Source organism: Aquitalea sp. USM4 (genome assembly GCF_004328945.1).
GTDB classification, from domain to species: domain Bacteria; phylum Pseudomonadota; class Gammaproteobacteria; order Burkholderiales; family Chromobacteriaceae; genus Aquitalea; species Aquitalea pelogenes.
Genome location: NZ_CP029539.1, coordinates 2,592,115 through 2,609,299, shown reverse-complemented (window position 1 = coordinate 2,609,299; position 17,185 = coordinate 2,592,115). Strand labels below are relative to the sequence as shown.

Annotated in this window: 17 protein-coding genes; 3 read left to right on the top strand and 14 right to left on the bottom strand. The window is 60.6% G+C overall.

Annotation, left to right across the window (positions count from 1 at the left end; all coding sequences use genetic code 11):
- Window positions 1-13: 13 nt before the first annotated feature.
- Together DKK66_RS12065 and DKK66_RS12060 are read left to right on the top strand one after the other, a co-directional pair.
- Window positions 14-526 carry a PilZ domain-containing protein gene (locus DKK66_RS12065; protein ID WP_045847498.1) on the top strand — a complete coding sequence of 171 codons (513 nt, stop codon included), beginning with the start codon at window positions 14-16 and terminating at the stop codon, window positions 524-526.
- A 101-nt stretch (window positions 527-627) separates the two neighbouring features.
- Window positions 628-1,551: a PAS domain-containing protein gene (locus DKK66_RS12060; RefSeq protein ID WP_165494162.1), complete on the top strand. Its 924-nt coding sequence runs from the start codon at window positions 628-630 to the stop codon at window positions 1,549-1,551.
- A gap of 27 nt (window positions 1,552-1,578) precedes the next feature.
- On the opposite strand, the gene mpl is transcribed toward DKK66_RS12060, so the two are convergent.
- The gene (mpl, locus tag DKK66_RS12055) at window positions 1,579-2,964 is read right to left on the bottom strand and encodes a UDP-N-acetylmuramate:L-alanyl-gamma-D-glutamyl-meso-diaminopimelate ligase (protein WP_131358356.1); all 1,386 of its coding nucleotides are present in this window, start codon (window positions 2,962-2,964) and stop codon (window positions 1,579-1,581) included.
- Between the two features lie 147 nt (window positions 2,965-3,111).
- On the opposite strand from mpl, the gene ypfH reads away from it, so the two are divergent.
- Complete coding sequence (gene ypfH, locus DKK66_RS12050) at window positions 3,112-3,798, top strand: esterase (protein ID WP_131358353.1); 687 nt, start codon at window positions 3,112-3,114, stop codon at window positions 3,796-3,798.
- 42 nt (window positions 3,799-3,840) lie between these two features.
- Here the strand turns inward: ypfH and DKK66_RS12045 are convergent, their stop codons facing one another.
- The 13 genes from DKK66_RS12045 to DKK66_RS11985 form a co-directional block, all read right to left on the bottom strand.
- Window positions 3,841-5,241 carry a sodium:proton antiporter gene (locus DKK66_RS12045; RefSeq protein WP_131358350.1) on the bottom strand — a complete coding sequence of 467 codons (1,401 nt, stop codon included), beginning with the start codon at window positions 5,239-5,241 and terminating at the stop codon, window positions 3,841-3,843.
- A gap of 95 nt (window positions 5,242-5,336) precedes the next feature.
- Window positions 5,337-5,726, bottom strand: a complete 390-nt coding sequence (gloA, locus tag DKK66_RS12040; RefSeq protein ID WP_131358347.1) for a lactoylglutathione lyase — start codon at window positions 5,724-5,726, stop codon at window positions 5,337-5,339.
- 70 nt (window positions 5,727-5,796) lie between these two features.
- A complete protein-coding gene (locus DKK66_RS12035; RefSeq protein WP_062787564.1) occupies window positions 5,797-6,507 on the bottom strand; it encodes a M48 family metallopeptidase in 711 nt (236 codons plus the stop codon).
- A complete protein-coding gene (locus DKK66_RS12030; RefSeq protein WP_045847553.1) occupies window positions 6,467-7,237 on the bottom strand; it encodes a 1-acyl-sn-glycerol-3-phosphate acyltransferase in 771 nt (256 codons plus the stop codon). Before DKK66_RS12030 ends, DKK66_RS12035 begins: the two co-directional genes overlap by 41 nt.
- A gap of 29 nt (window positions 7,238-7,266) precedes the next feature.
- Complete coding sequence (gene gmhB / locus DKK66_RS12025; RefSeq protein WP_045847554.1) at window positions 7,267-7,803, bottom strand: D-glycero-beta-D-manno-heptose 1,7-bisphosphate 7-phosphatase; 537 nt, start codon at window positions 7,801-7,803, stop codon at window positions 7,267-7,269.
- Window positions 7,804-7,910: 107 nt separating this feature from the next.
- On the bottom strand, window positions 7,911-9,971 hold the full coding sequence (glyS, locus tag DKK66_RS12020; RefSeq protein ID WP_062787562.1) for a glycine--tRNA ligase subunit beta: 2,061 nt from the start codon (window positions 9,969-9,971) through the stop codon (window positions 7,911-7,913).
- Between the two features lie 3 nt (window positions 9,972-9,974).
- On the bottom strand, window positions 9,975-10,409 hold the full coding sequence (locus DKK66_RS12015) for a surface-adhesin E family protein (RefSeq protein WP_045847556.1): 435 nt from the start codon (window positions 10,407-10,409) through the stop codon (window positions 9,975-9,977).
- 6 nt (window positions 10,410-10,415) lie between these two features.
- Complete coding sequence (gene glyQ / locus DKK66_RS12010) at window positions 10,416-11,306, bottom strand: glycine--tRNA ligase subunit alpha (RefSeq protein ID WP_045847557.1); 891 nt, start codon at window positions 11,304-11,306, stop codon at window positions 10,416-10,418.
- Between the two features lie 116 nt (window positions 11,307-11,422).
- Window positions 11,423-12,166 carry an ABC transporter substrate-binding protein gene (locus DKK66_RS12005; protein WP_165494161.1) on the bottom strand — a complete coding sequence of 248 codons (744 nt, stop codon included), beginning with the start codon at window positions 12,164-12,166 and terminating at the stop codon, window positions 11,423-11,425.
- A 252-nt stretch (window positions 12,167-12,418) separates the two neighbouring features.
- A complete protein-coding gene (tdh, locus tag DKK66_RS12000; RefSeq protein WP_045847559.1) occupies window positions 12,419-13,444 on the bottom strand; it encodes an L-threonine 3-dehydrogenase in 1,026 nt (341 codons plus the stop codon).
- A gap of 62 nt (window positions 13,445-13,506) precedes the next feature.
- The gene (locus DKK66_RS11995) at window positions 13,507-14,706 is read right to left on the bottom strand and encodes a glycine C-acetyltransferase (protein ID WP_131358341.1); all 1,200 of its coding nucleotides are present in this window, start codon (window positions 14,704-14,706) and stop codon (window positions 13,507-13,509) included.
- A 220-nt stretch (window positions 14,707-14,926) separates the two neighbouring features.
- Window positions 14,927-15,892, bottom strand: a complete 966-nt coding sequence (locus tag DKK66_RS11990; RefSeq protein ID WP_131358338.1) for a PDR/VanB family oxidoreductase — start codon at window positions 15,890-15,892, stop codon at window positions 14,927-14,929.
- 173 nt (window positions 15,893-16,065) lie between these two features.
- Complete coding sequence (locus tag DKK66_RS11985; protein ID WP_131358335.1) at window positions 16,066-17,184, bottom strand: aromatic ring-hydroxylating dioxygenase subunit alpha; 1,119 nt, start codon at window positions 17,182-17,184, stop codon at window positions 16,066-16,068.
- Window position 17,185: the final 1 nt, after the last annotated feature.

The window sequence follows — 17,185 nt, the reverse complement described above, 5'->3', positions numbered from 1 at the left end:
CCGGGAGATCACCATGCACCTGCTGCCCGCACTGGACAGTGCCAGCTTTGATGCCCACCTGCCCTTGCAGGTGCAATTGCTGAACGACGCGCAGTGCTCTGCGGCCCGCCAGCGGGAAACCCGGCTGGCGCTGCGGGTGCTGGCCGCACCGAGCGAGACTCCGGAAGAACCGGACCCGATGCTGATGCGTCTGGAAGCCAAGCTGGACCTGGCACTGGAAATTGCCCTGCTCGGCCATCATCCGGACCGCCCGCCGCTCACCCCCTGCCGACTGGGACTGGACAGCATTGCCTGGCTGTCCGACCACCCCTGGCGGGTGGGCGACGCGGTACAGATTGCCCTGATGCCCAATCCCGATTCGGCGCTGATGCTGTTTCTGGCGGCGCATATCGAAGAACAGCACCCCACACCTGACGAGTCCTACGCCATCATCGCCCGCTTGCAGCTGCCACAGGACGAACAGACCCAACCCTTATGGGAACGCTGGGTGTTTCGCCGGCATCGGCGGGCCATTCTGGAACGCTGAAACCGCTGCGCTGCATTCCACTGCAATCGGCAGCCAAGTGGAATAGACTGGAATGCCCGGCACCACGCCCTTATGCCACGCCCTTATGCAAGGATGTCGCCATGGCCAGCCCGTTTACCCTCCAAACGCTAATCGACACCGTACAGGGTGGGCTGTTGCTGGTGCAGCCGGACAGCGGCCAGATCATCGCCGCCAACCAGCTGGCTGCCATCTTGCTGGCCATGCCCCACCCCAACCTGCAAGGTCGTCCGTTCAGCCAGTTCCTGCCCCAGGCAGAAGACAGCAGCACCCTGCGCAATCTGCTGGCGCAACAAGGCATGATCTACAACCTGCCATTCCGCTTGATCAGCGCCACCGGTCGGCCGATTGAAGTGCAACTGTCCTTGCGCGAAATCCAGCTGGCCGAGCAAACCAGCCTGGTCATCAGCTTTGGCGACCGTAGCGAAAGCCATCAGATGCGCCAGTTGATGAAGCTGGAACACCAACTGCTGCAGCGCGCACTCAATATGTTGAAAAGCATGAACCAGGACACATCAATCCAGTTGGAGGATGACCAGCTGATGGGCGTGGTCAGCATCCAGCAACTTCTTGGCAACGCCCATTCAGAAACCGGCCGCATCCGGCGCTATGGCGGTGCGCTTGCCGGCATGCTGGTGCAAATCATCAATCTGCCACCACGGGATGACGACGCCGCACGGCGCCAGTTGCTGAGGCTGGCGGGCAGCCTGTGCGTACAGGGAACGCGCGACAGCGATCAGGTGGCACACCAAAGGGAAGATGCCTTTCTGGTGTTGATGCCCAATACCAGCCTGGATGGCGCACAGGAAGTAGCCCAGCGCCTGCTGCAGGTGCTGGGCCAACTGATGTATCGCAATCAGGGACAGGAATGTCCGGTAGAAGTCTGTATCGGCCTGAGTGCATTGCGGACGGCGGAAAGCGCCCCCAATGCCATGTTCCAGCGCCTGGAGGACGCCCTGGAACAAGCCCGGCAGGCTGGCCGCAACCGGATCAGCCGCCTGGCCTGAGTCAGGCAAGACATTGCATGCCCGCGCTCAGACGGTTTGCTTTGCCATCAGACCATCCAGCAGTTTCTGGTGAATGCCACCAAAACCGCCGTTACTCATTACCAGGATATGATCGCCGCTGCGCGCTTCGGCCAGAATGGCGGCCAGCAGCGCATCCAGCTGGTCGAGGGTTTCCGCCTTGTCCCCCATGGGCAGCAAAGCTTCAGCCGGGCTCCAGTTAAGACCGGCGGCCGAGCAGAACACCCGGTCGGCCAGTGCCAGCGAAGCAGGCAGTGCGTCTTTCATGGTGCCCAGCTTCATGGTGTTGGAGCGCGGCTCCAGCACCGCCAGAATGCGCGCATCCCCCACATGGCGGCGCAAGCCTTCCAGCGTGGTGGCAATGGCGGTGGGGTGATGGGCAAAGTCGTCATACACGGTGACACCCGCCACCTTGCCGCGCACTTCCATGCGGCGTTTTACATTGTCAAAGCGTGCCAGCGCAGCGATGGCATCGCGCACGGCCACCCCGGCGTGGCGAGCGGCGGCAATGGCAGCCACCGCATTCAGGCGGTTGTGTTCGCCCATCAGTGTCCACTCCACCCGGCCTTGCAGCTGGCCATGCAGCAATACATCGAAGTGGCCATTGGCATCCGGCTCGCCCGCTTGCCAGCCATCAGCCACGCCGAATGCTTCCACCGGCGTCCAGCAGCCACGCTCCAGCACGCGGCTCAGGCTGGCCTCGCGGCCATTGCTGACAATCAGGCCTTGTGCCGGGATGGTGCGCACCAGGTGATGGAATTGCGTCTCGATAGCCGCCAGATCAGCAAAGATGTCCGCATGATCGTATTCCAGATTATTCAGGATGGCTGTACGTGGCCGGTAGTGGACAAACTTGGAACGCTTGTCGAAGAAAGCGGTGTCGTATTCATCCGCTTCGATCACAAAGAAGGGGCTGGTGCTGGCCGGGTCCTGCGCCGGATGACCGGGCAGGCGGGCAGACACGCCAAAGTTCTGCGGAATGCCGCCAATCAGGAAGCCCGGAGCCAGGCCGGCGTCTTCCAGAATCCACGCCAGCATGGAGCTGGTGGTAGTCTTGCCGTGCGTGCCGGCTACGGCCAGCACCCATTTGTCGTGCAGCACGTTTTCCGCCAGCCACTGCGGGCCGGAAATATAAGGCAGGCCACGATTGAGGATTTCCTCCATCAGCGGCTTGCCACGGGTCACTACATTGCCCACCACATACATGTCGGCACCCAGCTCCAGCTGCTCGGCCCCGAATCCCTGGGTCAGGGTGATGCCCATGGCCTCCAGCTGGGTACTCATCGGAGGATAAACATTGGCATCGCAACCGGTAACGGTATGGCCTGCCTGTTTGGCGATGGCAGCGATGCCGCCCATGAAGGTGCCGCAAATGCCCAGAATGTGGATGTGCATGTGAGTGAATGCTGTGTTAACCGCGAGGGGGCTATTATAACGCTGCATTGGCCTTATATTTCACTCTGTTCACACGCGGCCCATGGCCCGTCCATCATTCAAGCCGGAGACGCTGGGCAAGCGGGCCGGCAGTTCAGGAGAAAATGCATGCGCCACGATATCGTGATTCAACAACCGGCCAGCCCTGTGCAACTGATGTTGCTGTTCCATGGCGTGGGCGGCAGCCCGGAAAGCATGGCGGAATTGGGACGCTATCTGGGCAAGAGTTTTCCGCAGGCGCTGATTGTCAGCGTAGCCGGAGCGGATGAGAGTGACCTGGGTCAGGGGTTCCAGTGGTTTTCGGTACAGGGCGTCACCGAGGAAAACCGCTTGCAACGGGTAGCCGCCGCCCTGCCCGGCTTTGTCGCCGCAGTGGAGTACTGGCAACAACAGAGCGGCCTTGGGCATGCGGCCACTGCGCTACTGGGCTTCAGCCAGGGCGCCATCATGGCACTGGAAGCCGCAGCAGCCTACCCGGCGCTGGCCAGCCGGGTGCTGGCCTTCAGCGGACGCTTTGCCAGCCTGCCGGCGCGTGCGTTGCCGCAAACCACCATCCACCTGTTCCATGGCAAGGCAGACCCGGTGATTCCGTATGTACACAGCGTGCGGGCAGCGGAACACCTGATTGCACTGGGTGGCGATGTGACGGCAGAAATCGAGCCTTTCGTCGGCCACCAGCTGCATGAAGACCTGCTGGAAAAAGCGGTGGAATACCTGCAATCGCATATTCCCAAGCATGTATGGGATGAGGCGCTGTCCGCCACGCCACCACAGGGCAGCATCAAACCGCATTGATGTCACGGCGAGCCGCCAGCACGGAGACTCGCCGTTCTTGCTTCAGAAAAACAGCCAGGTCATCAGGACAAACAAGGGCAGCAGGATGCTGACCGACCACAACATGTAGCCAAAGAAGCTGGGCATGGCCACGCCGCGCTGCTCGGCAATGGCTTTCACCATGAAGTTGGGGGCATTGCCGATATAGGTATTGGCCCCCATGAATACCGCACCCATGGAAATGGCCAGCAGGGTTTGCGCCAGCGGCCCCATCAGCGTGACGGCATTACCGTCTGCCAGATTGAAGAACACCAGATAGGTGGGCGCATTGTCCAGGAAGCTGGATAGCAAGCCGGTCATCCAGAAATACATGCCATTCACCGGCTGGCCATCCGCCCCGGATACCGCATGCACCAGGGCCGCCAGCTGGCCGCTGCTACCGGCACGCAAGATGGCAATGGCCGGGCCGATGGTGATGAAGATGCCGGCAAACAGCTTGCCCACTTCCAGAATCGGGTCCCAGTTGAATTCATTGCCAGCACGCACCTGCTTGGGCGTCAGCCACAGCGAAGCCAGCGCCAACAACAGCAGCAAGCCGTCGCGTACCAGGTTTTGCAGCTCGGCATGCACACCGGCCAGTTCCAGGTGAATACCCGGCTGCCAGAATCCGGACAGCAATACCGCCCCCACCACACCGGCCAGCAGGAAGAAATTACGCTTGCCATACAGACGCAAGGGCTGATCGTGATGCGGCTTGAATTCTTCGTCCTCACGGCGGTAGAAATGGCTGTCCAGCAAGTAGAACACCAGCAACAAGGCGGCAGACAGAGCCAGTACCGGCAACAGCATGTGCTGGAAGGTCCAGCCGAACGTCACTCCCTTGAGGAAACCCAGAAACAGCGGCGGGTCCCCCAGCGGAGTCAGGCCGCCACCGACATTGGCCACCAGGAAGATGAAAAACACCACCACATGCACCCGGTGCTTGCGGTTGTCATTGGCCTTCAGCAAGGGACGAATCAGCAGCATCGCTGCCCCGGTGGTGCCCATGATGGAAGCCAGCGCCGTGCCGATGGCCAGGATGGCGGTGTTGACCCTGGGTGAACCATGCAGGCTGCCCCCTACCAGAATGCCGCCCGACACGGTATACAGGGCCAGCAGCAGCATGATGAAGGGAATGTATTCGCTCACCAGCGCATGCACGATCAGGCTGATGGAACTACTCACCCCGAAGCTGGCGGTAAACGGCAGCAGGAACAAAACCGTCCAGCAGGCGGTGATCTTGCCGAAATGGTGGTGCCAGAAGCCCGGTGCAAAAATGGGGAACAAGGCAATGGACAACAGTATGCCGGCAAAAGGCAGCACCCAGGCCAGGCTGAGCGTGCTGCCATCCAGGTCGGCAGCCTGTGCCAGCGCAGGCAGGGTCAGCAGCGGCAGGAAAAGCAGATAGCGCAGTGCGTTAGGCATTGAAGCTCCGTGAATACCGCGTATACATGAAAAAGGCCGGAACAGCGTCTCCGGCCCCTTGTTGCCCGACAGCGCGGGCCATGCAGCCAGAAGCCTTACAGACTACCCTTCTGGATGAACTCGATCTTATAGCCATCCGGGTCTTCCACGAAAGCAATCACGGTGGTGCCGTGTTTCATCGGGCCGGCCTCACGTACCACCTTGCCGCCCTTGGCACGCACCGCGTCACAGGCCTGATAGGCATCTTCCACGCCGATGGCGATGTGGCCGAAGGCGTTACCCGGTTCATAGCTGTCGGTATCCCAGTTGTGGGTCAGTTCCAGCACGGTATGGTCGGCTTCGTCACCGTAACCGACAAAGGCCAGGGTAAAGCGGCCTTCCGGGTAATCCTGACGGCGCAGCAGGCGCATGCCCAGCACGTCCTGATAAAACGCCAGCGAACGTTCCAGATTGCCGACGCGCAGCATGGTGTGCAGAAATTGCATGTTGTGGACTCCTGTGAGATTGAAGAGCGGCCGCCACCGGCTGACCGGTCGCACCGGACCTGGCGCGGGGTCAACCAAAGCGGAACAGGCTAGCACCCTGTTGTTTCAACCAATGACGTGCATTCTGCCAATCGGGAAACAGGCGGGCGGTTTCCTGCCAGAAGGCCGCCGAATGGTTCATGTGCTGCAAATGGGCCAGCTCGTGGGCCAGCACATAATCGATGATGGCGAGCGGTGCCTGCACCAGTCGCCAGTTAAGGCGGATATCGCCCCGGGCGGTACAACTCCCCCAGCGGGTACGGGCAGATGACAGCGAAAGCTTGCCGGGCGGACGCGGACAGTGTGACTGCATCTGCGCCATGCGTTGGGCAAACAGCAACTGTGCCTGGCGCTTGAGCCAGCCGGAAACCACGGCCTGCAGGCCGGCCTCGTCATCCGGCGCTACGCCGGAGACTTGCAGTACATCGCCATCCAGCCTGGCACTGCGCCGCATTCCGGCTACCCGCTGCAGGCTGATGGGCCGTCCCAGCAAGGTTAAACCTGTCTGATCGGACAGTTGCTGTTTTTGTTCCCGCTGCATCAGCACATGGCGGGCAATCCAGTCACGCCGCGCCTGCAACACCTCGTGCAGGCGGGCATGGGTAACGCGCGGGTGGGCAATCAGCTCCACCCGGCCATCGGCAATGCGGATGCCGATGCTTTTGCGCACCCGGCGTACCAGGTGCACATCCACCGCGCCATCAGGCAGCGGCAGGACGGTCCAGGCGGCGGCGCTTGTCATCGGGATGGGCAAAGGGGCCGACACCGCCGATTTCCTGCTGGCGCGCTTCAATCCACTGCTGCGCCTGCTGGGTCATGGCTTCGGGGCCGACACCGTCTTGCGGATAGATGGCCGGGCCAATCACCACGGTGATTTCGCCCGGATATTTCAGGAAGGCATTACGCGGCCAGAATTCGCCGGCATTGTGCGCCACCGGCACCAGCGGCATGTCCAGCTGGCGCGACATGCGTGCCGCACCATGCTTGTACTTGCCTGCCACGCCCGGCTTGGTACGCGTGCCTTCCGGAAACACGGTAATCCAGAAGCCGTGCTTCTTGCGCTCCAGCCCCTGCTTGAGCATGCGGTCGTTGGCGCGGGCACGGTCGGAACGGTTGATGGCAATCGGGTTCATCAAGGCCAGGCCCCAGCCGAAGAAGGGCAGCCACAGCAGCTCGCGCTTGGCCACGTAAATCTGCGAAGGGAAGATTTTCTGCAAGGCCAGGGTTTCCCAGCCGGACTGGTGCTTGGAACAAATGATGGAGGGCACCGACGGCATGTTTTCCGCCCCGATCACCTTGTATTTCAGCCCCACCACATGCACCAGCAGCCACAGCATGATCTTGGCCCAGCTCTCGCCAAACACATGGCGGGTACGGCGCGGCAGTGGCGCAGCAATGAACAGGCCGAGAAAGCACAGCGGCGTGACAATCAGCAGCAACAGCCAGTAAATCAGGTTACGAATCCAGATCATGGGTTAATTCAGCCTCACAACAAACCACTTCAGGAATTGATCAGGTGTTCTGCCGCGTCAAACAGGTCGTCGAACACCAGCGTGCCTTCGGGCAACCCACCCTTCTCCAGGGTTTTCATGCCTTTGCCGGTACGCACCAGGATGGGTTGGCCGCCAACAGCCGCCACCGACTCCAGATCACGCAGGCTGTCGCCAATCAGCGGCAGGCCCTGCAATTTGACATTGAAGCGCTCGGCCAGCTCCAGCACCATGCCCGGCAACGGCTTGCGGCATTCGCAGCCGTGATCCGGTCCGTGCGGGCAATAGGCCACGGCATCGATACGGCCACCGGCCTGACCCACCAGGCGGTGCATCTTCTCATGCATGGCGTTGAGCGCATGCACATCGAACAGACCACGCGCCAGACCGGACTGATTGGTGGCCACCACCACGCGCCAGCCTGCCTGGGTCAGGTTGGCTATCGCTTCCAGACTGTGCGGCAGCGGTACCCATTCCATGGTGTTCTTGACGAAATCATCGCGGTCTTCATTGATGACGCCGTCGCGATCCAGGATGACAAGTTTCATGGTTTTCCTTGGGAGGGAGCATCAATCCGGCCGGTAAACACGCGCCCCTGCCGGATTGATACAGGCAATAACTGCGCCAGCCAGCCCGTCACGGGCCGGCCAGACGCTTAATCCGCCAGCAGCGAGATATCCGCCACGCGGTTGAACAGGGCCGCCAGGCGGGCCAGCAAGGCGATACGGTTGGCACGTACGGCCAGGTCGTCCGCCATCACCATCACACCATCAAAGAAGGCATCCACCGGTGCCTTCAGGCTGGAGAGCTGCGCCAGCGCACCGGCAAAGTCGTGGGCGGCAAACTTGGCGTCCACCTGCGGTGCCAGCTCGGTCACGGCAGCGTACAGGGCCTGCTCGGCGGCTTCGCTCAGCAAGGCCGGGTTCACCGAACCCACTTCGCCTTCCACCTTCTTCAGGATGTTCTTCACCCGCTTGTTGGCGGCGGCCAGGGTAGCGGCTTCCGGCAGTGCCTTGAAGGCAGCCACGGCAGCCAGTACGGCCGGTACTTCGTTCAGGGTGGACGGAGCGAGCGCCAACACGGCTTCCACTTCGTCAGCCTGATAGTCGGCCGCCAGGTAGTTCTTCAGGCGGTCCATCATGAAGGCAAACACTTCGTCAGCCGTGGTGGCGGACAGCTTGCCTGCCGGGAAGGCGGCAGCCACCAGCGTCAGCAGGGCCTTGAGGTCCAGCTTGGCTGCCAGTGCCATGCGCAGCACGCCAAGGGCCGCGCGACGCAGTGCGTACGGGTCCTTGTCGCCAGTCGGAATCAGGCCGATGCCCCAGATGCCGACAATGGCTTCCAGCTTGTCGGCCAGTGCCACGGCAGTGGCAATGTCGCCCTGCGGCAGGCTGTCACCGGCAAAGCGCGGGTGGTAGTGGCCTTCGATGGCGGCGGCAACTACCTCGCTTTCGCCGTCGTGCTGGGCGTAGTACATGCCCATCACGCCTTGCAGCTCGGGGAACTCACCCACCATGTCGGTGACCAGGTCGGCCTTGGCCAGCAAGGCGGCACGCTCGGCCACGGACTGGTCCGCGCCCAGTTGGGCAGCAATCTGGCCGGCAATCGCTTGCAGGCGTTCCACTCGTTCCAGCTGGCTGCCGATCTTGTTGTGGTAAACCACTTCGGCCAGTTTGGCCAGACGTGTTTCCAGACGGGCTTTCTGATCCTGCTCGAAGAAGAACTTGGCATCGGACAGACGGGCGCGCAGCACGCGCTCGTTACCCTGGATGATGTGGCTGGGATCGGCGGTTTCCAGATTGGACACCAGCAGGAAGCGGTTCATCAGCTTGCCCTTGGCGTCCAGCAGCGGGAAGTACTTCTGGTTCTGCTGCATGGTCAGGATCAGGCATTCCTGCGGCACCTTGAGGAATTCGGCTTCAAAACCGGCTTCCAGTACCACCGGCCATTCCACCAGCGCAGTCACTTCGTCAAGCAACGCGTCGTCGGCGGCAATGGTGGCACCATGCACGGCGGCGGCGTCAGCCAGGCGCTTCTTGATCAGCTCGCGGCGGGCATCAAAGCTGGCCAGTACCTTGCCCTGCTCGAACAGCACGCGGGCGTAGTCGTCGGCTTTTTCGACAAATACATCGCCCGATGACAGGAAGCGGTGACCACGGGTGGCGTTGCGGCTGGTGAGGCCCAGCAGGCTGCCGTCAATCACGGTTTCGCCCCACAGCATGATCAGGCCATGCACAGGACGGACGAACTGGTAGTCGTAGTCCGCCCAGCGCATCAGTTTGGGAATCGGCAGCTTTTTCAGCGCCAGTGCGACGATGTCGGTCAGTACTGCGGACAGAGCTTCACCGGTCTTGGTGCTTTCATAGGCAAATACGTCCTGCTTGCCATCGCTCATGGTGGTGAGCGCAGAAACCTCCACGCCGCAGGAGCGGGCAAAGCCGGCCAGTGCCGGGGTGGGCTGGCCATCCTTCATGCCGGCGGCCACGGCCGGGCCCTTGCGCACGATTTTCTGGTCTGGCTGCACGGCCAGCACGGCCGGGACTTGCACGGCCAGGCGGCGCGGCGAGGCAAACACGGTGGCGGCGGCATCAGCAGCCACAAACTGCAGTTTTTTCAGTTCTTCGGTAATGGTCTGGCCAAAGCTGTGCGACAGCTTTTCCAGCGCCTTGGGCGGCAGCTCTTCGGTGAGCAACTCGATAAGCAGGGTGGCGTTCATGATTTATTCAGGTTTCTTGTGCGGAGCGGATTTGGCGAGATAGCACACGACTTGCAGCATGGTGTCGGCAACCGAGCCTTGTTCCACCGACTGCCATTTCCAGGCAAAACGTTGTACCGGGAACATGGTGGAATACAGCTGGCGGCCACGCTTGTCGGCATATTCGAAACCGACAAAGGTGTATTGCTGCTTGCTGCAGCTGGCATAGCCGCTGGTACGCCGGATGAAATACTTGATGTCGGTAGCCTTGTCGTACTGACGTTCGCTAAAGCGCTCCTGATTCACAAAATGGACCAGTCCGTCCTTTTCCACCCAGATGGAATTACGGTCCATCGACAGTTCCAGCGCGGAACCTTGCTGGTAAACGCCCCAGTCAGGTTCTGCCGCCATGGCGGGCAGGGACAGCAGGGCCAGAAGCAGACTGATCCGTGTTTTCATGGCCGGTCAGGCCTTGGGGCACATGGGGAAACCCAGTGCCTCGCGCGCGGCGTAGTAAGCCTGGGCCACACCACGCGACAGGGTGCGTACCCGGCCGATATAGGTGGCACGTTCGGTCACCGAGATGGCACCACGGGCATCCAGCAGGTTGAAGCAGTGACCGGCCTTGAGCACCATTTCGTAAGCCGGCAGCGCCAGCGGAATGTCCAGCAGGCGCTTGGCTTCGGATTCGTAGTAGCTGAACAGTTCGAACAGCTTGGGCACATTGGCGTGTTCGAAGTTGTAGGTGGACTGCTCCACTTCGTTCTGGTGGTATACGTCGCCGTAGGTCACGCGCTGACCGTTGGGGTAGACCGTCCACAGCAGGTCGTACACGTTTTCCACGCCTTGCAGATACATGGCCAGACGCTCGATACCGTAGGTGATTTCACCCAGTACCGGCTTGCAGTCCAGGCCGCCCACTTGCTGGAAGTAGGTGAACTGGGTGACTTCCATGCCGTTCAGCCAGACTTCCCAGCCCAGACCCCAGGCACCCAGCGTCGGGTTTTCCCAGTCGTCTTCAACAAAGCGGATGTCGTGCACGGTGGGGTCGATCCCCAGCACCTTGAGCGAGCCCAGGTAGAGTTCCTGGATATTGGCCGGCGACGGCTTGAGCGCTACCTGGAACTGGTAGTAATGCTGCAGGCGGTTCGGGTTTTCGCCGTAGCGACCGTCCTTGGGACGACGCGACGGTTGTACATAGGCAGCGTTCCACGGCTCCGGGCCAATGGCGCGCAGACAGGTGGCCGGATGCGAGGTACCGGCGCCCACCTCCATGTCGAAGGGTTGCATGATGACGCACCCTTGCTCGTTCCAATAATTCTGGAGGGTAAGGATGATTTCCTGGAAGGTAAGCATAGACGTGGGGTAGCGAGTAAAAAGTCAAAGGTCGATTCTACCGCCTAGAGCCCACGGCGCAAAGCAAGGAGACGGCCTGAACACACGCCGCGTTGTGCATTGCATGAAAAGCCAGCTTATTCGGACAAATGATAATGCCGTCTCAAACGCGACAATGTACCTGCTTGCTGCAGCAGGAATTGATTGAACTGATCGATGATTTCCGGATTGTGCGTGGATGACAGCATCAGCGGCACCCGGTCCACTGGCAATTCGCGTGCCGGTTTAAGCTGGCTGGCAGCGCCCATGGAACGGGCCATGCGCATGCCTACATTCCAGTCCAGATAAATCGCTTGCACCCGCCCAACCAGCAACTGCCGCACAAGCCCCTGCTGCGAGCTGTTTTCTGTCAGCCGGATCTGGCCACTGTGCACCTGGTCCAGATAAGCAACCGGGGTAAACCCGGTCAGCGTCGCCATATCGTGCAGCTGTTCCAGCTTCAAGGCCTGCTGCGGCGCACGCACCAGCAGGCCCTCAGTCAGCGTCACCAGTGGCAGACTATAGCTGAGCAATACGCCACGCCTGGCGTCCACACTCCAGCGCGGATGATCGGGAAATTTGAAATCGACATTCTGCTCGTACAAAAAGGCAGACATCAGCCGTGCAGGCGGCATCGGCTTGTAGACAAATACATAGCCCCGGCTGCGTGCAAAGGCATCCAGCACATCTCGCGCCAGCCCCCGATAATTGCCATTGCTGTCCAGATAGTAATAAGGCGCGTAGTCCAGTGCCTCTACCCCGATGGTCAGAACACGGGAATCAGCCAGCGCAGGCAACGCATACAGTACGGCCCAGCATGACAGCAGAACCCATCGGTGCATCCAGCCCCTGTTACCCATGTACTTTACTCATCCTTACCTGGCGGACAGACAGCGTAGTTAAGCCGGATGTCAGCAAGATGACCAGCGAGACGTAGCAGGGACAAACCATGTCATTTTAATTAATTGGCATGAAATATTCATGCCATATCCCAGCAGCAAAGCGAATCTGCGCCAGCCAGCGCAGCAATGACAAGGCCCGGCTTTGCCGGGCCTTGTCATCTGCCTGCCAGACACGCCGGGCAGGCCAGGGAATCAGCTCCAGTCCAGGATCACCTTGCCGCTCTGACCGGACAGCATGGTGGCGAAGCCTTGCTCGAAGTCATCCACCTTGAAGTGGTGGGTGATGATGGGGCGGATATCCAGCCCGGACTGGATCAGCGCCACCATCTTGTACCAGGTTTCAAACATTTCCCGGCCATAGATGCCCTTGATTTCCAGGCCCTTGAAGATGACCTGGTTCCAGTCGATGGCGGTATTGGCCGGCGGAATGCCCAGCAGCGCAATCTTGCCGCCGTGGTTCATGGTTTCCAGCATCTGGCGGAAGGCCTGCGGGTTGCCGGACATTTCCAGGCCCACGTCGAAACCTTCACACATGTGCAGTTCGCTCATCACCTGCTTCAGGTCTTCACGCGCCACGTTCACTGCACGGCTGGCACCCATCTGGCGTGCCAGTTCCAGGCGGTAGTCGTTGACGTCGGTGATCACGATATGGCGTGCACCCACGTGCTTGGCAATGGCCACCGCCATGATGCCGATGGGGCCGGCACCGGTGATCAGCACGTCTTCGCCCACCAGATTGAAGGACAGCGCGGTATGCACCGCATTGCCGAAGGGGTCGAAGATGGCGGCCAGATCATCGGAAATGTCGTCCGGAATCGGGAAGGCATTGAAGGCCGGAATCACCAGGTATTCGGCAAAGGCGCCTTCGCGGTTGACGCCCACACCCACGGTGTTGCGGCACAGATGACGGCGACCGGCACGACAGTTGCGGCAATGGCCGCAGGTGATGTGGCCTTCGCCGGACACGCGCTGGCCGATTTCAAAACCGCGCACTTCGGAGCCCATGGCGGCCACCACGCCCACGTATTCATGACCCACATGCATGGGCACCGGAATGGTCTTCTGCGCCCATTCGTCCCAGTTCCAGATATGGATGTCGGTGCCGCAGATGGCGGTTTTGCTGATCTTGATCAGCAGGTCGTTATGGCCGATTTCCGGTTGCGGCACATCATTCATCCACAGGCCGGGAGCGGATTTCAGTTTGGAGAGTGCTTTCATTGCGTTTGCCTGTCTGTGCGACGCCCGCCAGCATTGTGGCCAGCGGGCAGAGTTAGGGAGGATCAGTCGATCACTTTCAGTTCACGGCCCACCTTGATGAAGGCGGCCACGGCACGCTGTACCTGTTCCACCGTGTGACCGGCGGACATCTGGGTACGGATGCGCGCCTTGCCCTTGGGCACCACCGGGAAAGAGAAGCCGATCACGTACACGCCCTCCTGCAGCAGGCGGGCGGCCATTTCGCCAGCCAGGCGGGCATCACCCAGCATCACCGGAATAATGGGATGCTGGCCCGGCACCAGGGTGAAACCGGCGGCGGACATTTCATTGCGGAACAGCTCGGCATTGCGCTTGAGCTGGGCGCGCAGCTGCTGGCCTTCGGACTGGATCAGCTTCAGTACTTCCAGGCTGGCAGCGGTAATGGCCGGGGCCAGACTGTTGGAGAACAGATAGGGGCGCGAACGCTGACGCAACAGGTCGATGATGGGCTTGCGGCCGGATACATAGCCACCGGAAGCACCACCCAGCGCCTTGCCCAGGGTGCCGGTGTAGATGTCCACCTTGTCGGCCACGCCGCACAGCTCTGGTGTACCGGCACCGTTTTCACCGATGAAACCGACGGCATGCGAGTCGTCCACCATCACCAGCGCACCATGGCGGCCGGCCACTTCGCACAGGGTTTTCAGGTCGGCAATGATGCCGTCCATGGAGAACACGCCATCGGTCACGATCAGCTTGAAGCGCGCACCGGCCGCTTCGGCGGCAATCAGCTGGGCTTCCAGATCGGCCATATCGTTGTTCTTGTAACGGAAACGCTTGGCCTTGCACAGGCGCACGCCATCAATGATGGAAGCGTGGTTCAGTTCGTCGGAAATCACCGCGTCCTCTTCGCCCAGCAGGGTTTCGAACACGCCGCCGTTGGCGTCGAAACAGCTGGAATACAGGATGGTGTCGTCGGTGCCGAGGAAGCCGGAAATGGCCTGCTCCAGATCCTTGTGCACCTGCTGGGTACCACAGATGAAGCGCACCGAGGCGCAGCCATAGCCATAGTCGTCCAGCCCGCGCTTAGCGGCGTCGATCAGGCGGGCATCATCAGCCAGCCCCAGATAGTTGTTGGCACAGAAGTTGAGCACATGCGCACCACCAGCCAGCGCGATATCGGAGCGCTGCGGGGTGGCAATCACCCGTTCCGGCTTTTCAAATCCATCGGCGCGAATTTGGGCCAGCGTGGCTTCCAGGTGGGCAAGATAGGTATGGTTCATGGCAGGGATGTCCTTGTAGGCCAATCGTGAGGCGCCGGGACTGCAGTCGCAGCGGGATCACCGCGCGCCGGAAACTGTCATCCATTCTAGCCCAGCGTATCCGGCATTATCAGTGACAGTTGTCAAGGAAATCACGGGCCGGCTGTCACCATGCCGATGCCCCGTTCCGGGATACTGTCACCATCCCCCGGTCAGCAAGCGTGTACGTCATTGAATGGTTTTACAGATCCAGCACGATACGGCTGCCTCTGGCGCGCGACACACAAATCAGCATGCTGTTTTGTGCCTGTTTTTCTTCTTCACTCAGGTATTGGTCGCGGTGCTCGGCCTCGCCTTCAACAATGCCCACCTCACAGGTACCGCACACGCCTTCGCGACACAGGCAATCCACCGCCACCGAACCATCCGACTCGATGGCTTGCAGGATGGTTTGTTCTGCCGCCACCGGGATTTCGCGCCCGGAACGGGCCAGCACCACGATGAATGCCGCACCACCCGAAGTGCTGGCAGCAAACTGCTCCCAATGCAGGCGGGCGGGCGGAATGCCCTGCCCTCCTCCGGCCTGCTGCACAGCCTCAATCAAGGACTGCGGCCCGCAGACATAGACGTGGTCCTGTTCACCCATTTGCGCCAGCAAGGCAGTGACATTGCACAGCTCGCCCTGGGAAGCATCATGAAAATGGCAGTGCGCGCCGTAACGCGCCGCCAGCTCGTCGACAAAGGCCGCCTGCTCGCGACTGCGAAAGGCATAGTGCAGTTCAAACGCTGCGCCGCTGGCCTGTAGCTCTTCCATCTGCGACATGAAGGGCGTAATGCCGATGCCTCCGGCAATCAGAATCTGCCGCCCCGGCGTGGCATGTAGCGGGAATAAATTGTTGGGTGGAGATATCTGCAAGATGTCCCCCTCCGCCACATGTGTGTGCATGAAGGCCGAGCCACCACGCGAAGCTTCCTCGCGTCGCACGGCAATCTGGTATTGCTGCAGCTGAAAAGGCGAGCCAAGCAGCGAGTAGGCATTATGGATAAGACCGCTGGCAGTGGGCATTTGCACAATAATATGGCTGCCACCACTGAAGGCCGGTAGCGGGCCACCATCTGCGGCCTGCAAAGTAAAGCGTTTGATCTGCGGACTGGCTTGTTCGATCCGCACCACGCGGACATTCATATTCGGGGACTGAAGGCTCATGTCGATTCATGCTCGGGGTTGACTGAGCCGTGCAAGAGCATGCCCATCCTGCAGGCCGGACAGCATTGGCCCCGGGCATGCACGTGCTATCGGCACAGCATTGGATTTTGCAATTTCACAGGGTTCATCACGGCAGCGGCGGCAACCGCCTGGCGGCGCCGCCGCAGGTGGAATCAGTCCTGATGCTGGCGTGCCACCAAGTGATGGAAGTGGGCAATGCCATGCTCACTGATGCCGCTGCGCTGGCGGTCGGTCATGATGCGCCCCTGACCACGATAGCCACGCGACTTGAGCCCGCGCTGCACGCTTTCCACCAGCCGCAGGTCTTCCGGCCGGAACACCGTGCGATACCATTCCACCAGTGCCTGCTGCTCGGCAGTCAGTTCCTTGTTGCGAAAATAGATGTCGTAGTGTTGCAAGGTGGTTTCGGCATCCACCGGGAATTCATAAATCACCGTCATGAAGTCGGCTCCCGGCGGGACGTTGAACATGGTGCAAGGCCAGGCCCAGTAGCCGCTGAAACTGGGGTCCTTGACCGAGGCGTCAAACTTGAAAGACTTCTCGGAGGAGCGGGCCAGCCCAAACTGCAGTGACCAGTTGCCATGCAGGGTGTGCGTGTATTTGTCCACCTGTACCGAGTCGGCAAAGCCCGGATGGGCCGGTGCACAGTGGTAGCACTCCATATAGTTGTCGACGATGATTTTCCAGTTGGCTGGCGTTGCCGTGACGAAACGGGCAGCCAAATGCAACTGGTCGATCACCGGGCATGCCTTGCGCAGGCTGTCGGCCAGGCCGGGCAATTGCTGCTCTACCGGACCGGCTGCAAGATCCATATTGATGAACACGAAACCGGCATACTCCTCCACTTTCAGCGGCGACAAAGTCGCCTTGTCCGCATCGAAATCGACCACGTTCTCGCAATTGCGGGCATGCCCCAGCTGACCGTCCAGCTTGAAGGTCCAGGCGTGATAGGGACAGGTAATCACGTTCTTGGCCCTGCCACTACCTTGCAGCAGTTGGTGACCCCGATGCGGGCAGACATTATAAAAGCTGCGCAATACGCCATCCCGACCACGCACCACAATGATGTTTTCACCGGCCACCTCACGGGTGATGTAGTCGTTGGATTCGGCCAGTTCACTGCCATGCGCCACGCAAATCCAGCTATGGGCGAAAATCTTCTCCTTTTCGAACTGATAGACCTTGTCCGAGGTGTAATACTCGGCTGGCAGAGTCCAGGCGCGTTCGGGATCAGCACAGAAATCCGGGCTTAATGTGGTGTAGTCATTCATG

Bases quoted from the DNA above. Each gene is read 5' to 3' on its own strand.
- DKK66_RS12060 (WP_165494162.1), top strand. From the start codon at position 628: ATGGCCAGCCCGTTTACCCTCCAAACGCTAATCGACACCGTACAGGGT.
- DKK66_RS11990 (WP_131358338.1), bottom strand. From the start codon at position 15,892: ATGAGCCTTCAGTCCCCGAATATGAATGTCCGCGTGGTGCGGATCGAA.
- DKK66_RS12035 (WP_062787564.1), bottom strand. From the start codon at position 6,507: ATGACAAGCGCCGCCGCCTGGACCGTCCTGCCGCTGCCTGATGGCGCG.
- ypfH (WP_131358353.1), top strand. From the start codon at position 3,112: ATGCGCCACGATATCGTGATTCAACAACCGGCCAGCCCTGTGCAACTG.
- DKK66_RS11995 (WP_131358341.1), bottom strand. From the start codon at position 14,706: ATGAACCATACCTATCTTGCCCACCTGGAAGCCACGCTGGCCCAAATT.
- gloA (WP_131358347.1), bottom strand. From the start codon at position 5,726: ATGCAATTTCTGCACACCATGCTGCGCGTCGGCAATCTGGAACGTTCG.
- DKK66_RS12015 (WP_045847556.1), bottom strand. From the start codon at position 10,409: ATGAAAACACGGATCAGTCTGCTTCTGGCCCTGCTGTCCCTGCCCGCC.
- DKK66_RS12045 (WP_131358350.1), bottom strand. From the start codon at position 5,241: ATGCCTAACGCACTGCGCTATCTGCTTTTCCTGCCGCTGCTGACCCTG.
- DKK66_RS12065 (WP_045847498.1), top strand. From the start codon at position 14: ATGCACCTGCTGCCCGCACTGGACAGTGCCAGCTTTGATGCCCACCTG.
- DKK66_RS12005 (WP_165494161.1), bottom strand. From the start codon at position 12,166: ATGCACCGATGGGTTCTGCTGTCATGCTGGGCCGTACTGTATGCGTTG.
- DKK66_RS11985 (WP_131358335.1), bottom strand. From the start codon at position 17,184: ATGAATGACTACACCACATTAAGCCCGGATTTCTGTGCTGATCCCGAA.
- glyQ (WP_045847557.1), bottom strand. From the start codon at position 11,306: ATGCTTACCTTCCAGGAAATCATCCTTACCCTCCAGAATTATTGGAAC.
- DKK66_RS12030 (WP_045847553.1), bottom strand. From the start codon at position 7,237: ATGATCTGGATTCGTAACCTGATTTACTGGCTGTTGCTGCTGATTGTC.
- tdh (WP_045847559.1), bottom strand. From the start codon at position 13,444: ATGAAAGCACTCTCCAAACTGAAATCCGCTCCCGGCCTGTGGATGAAT.
- glyS (WP_062787562.1), bottom strand. From the start codon at position 9,971: ATGAACGCCACCCTGCTTATCGAGTTGCTCACCGAAGAGCTGCCGCCC.
- mpl (WP_131358356.1), bottom strand. From the start codon at position 2,964: ATGCACATCCACATTCTGGGCATTTGCGGCACCTTCATGGGCGGCATC.
- gmhB (WP_045847554.1), bottom strand. From the start codon at position 7,803: ATGAAACTTGTCATCCTGGATCGCGACGGCGTCATCAATGAAGACCGC.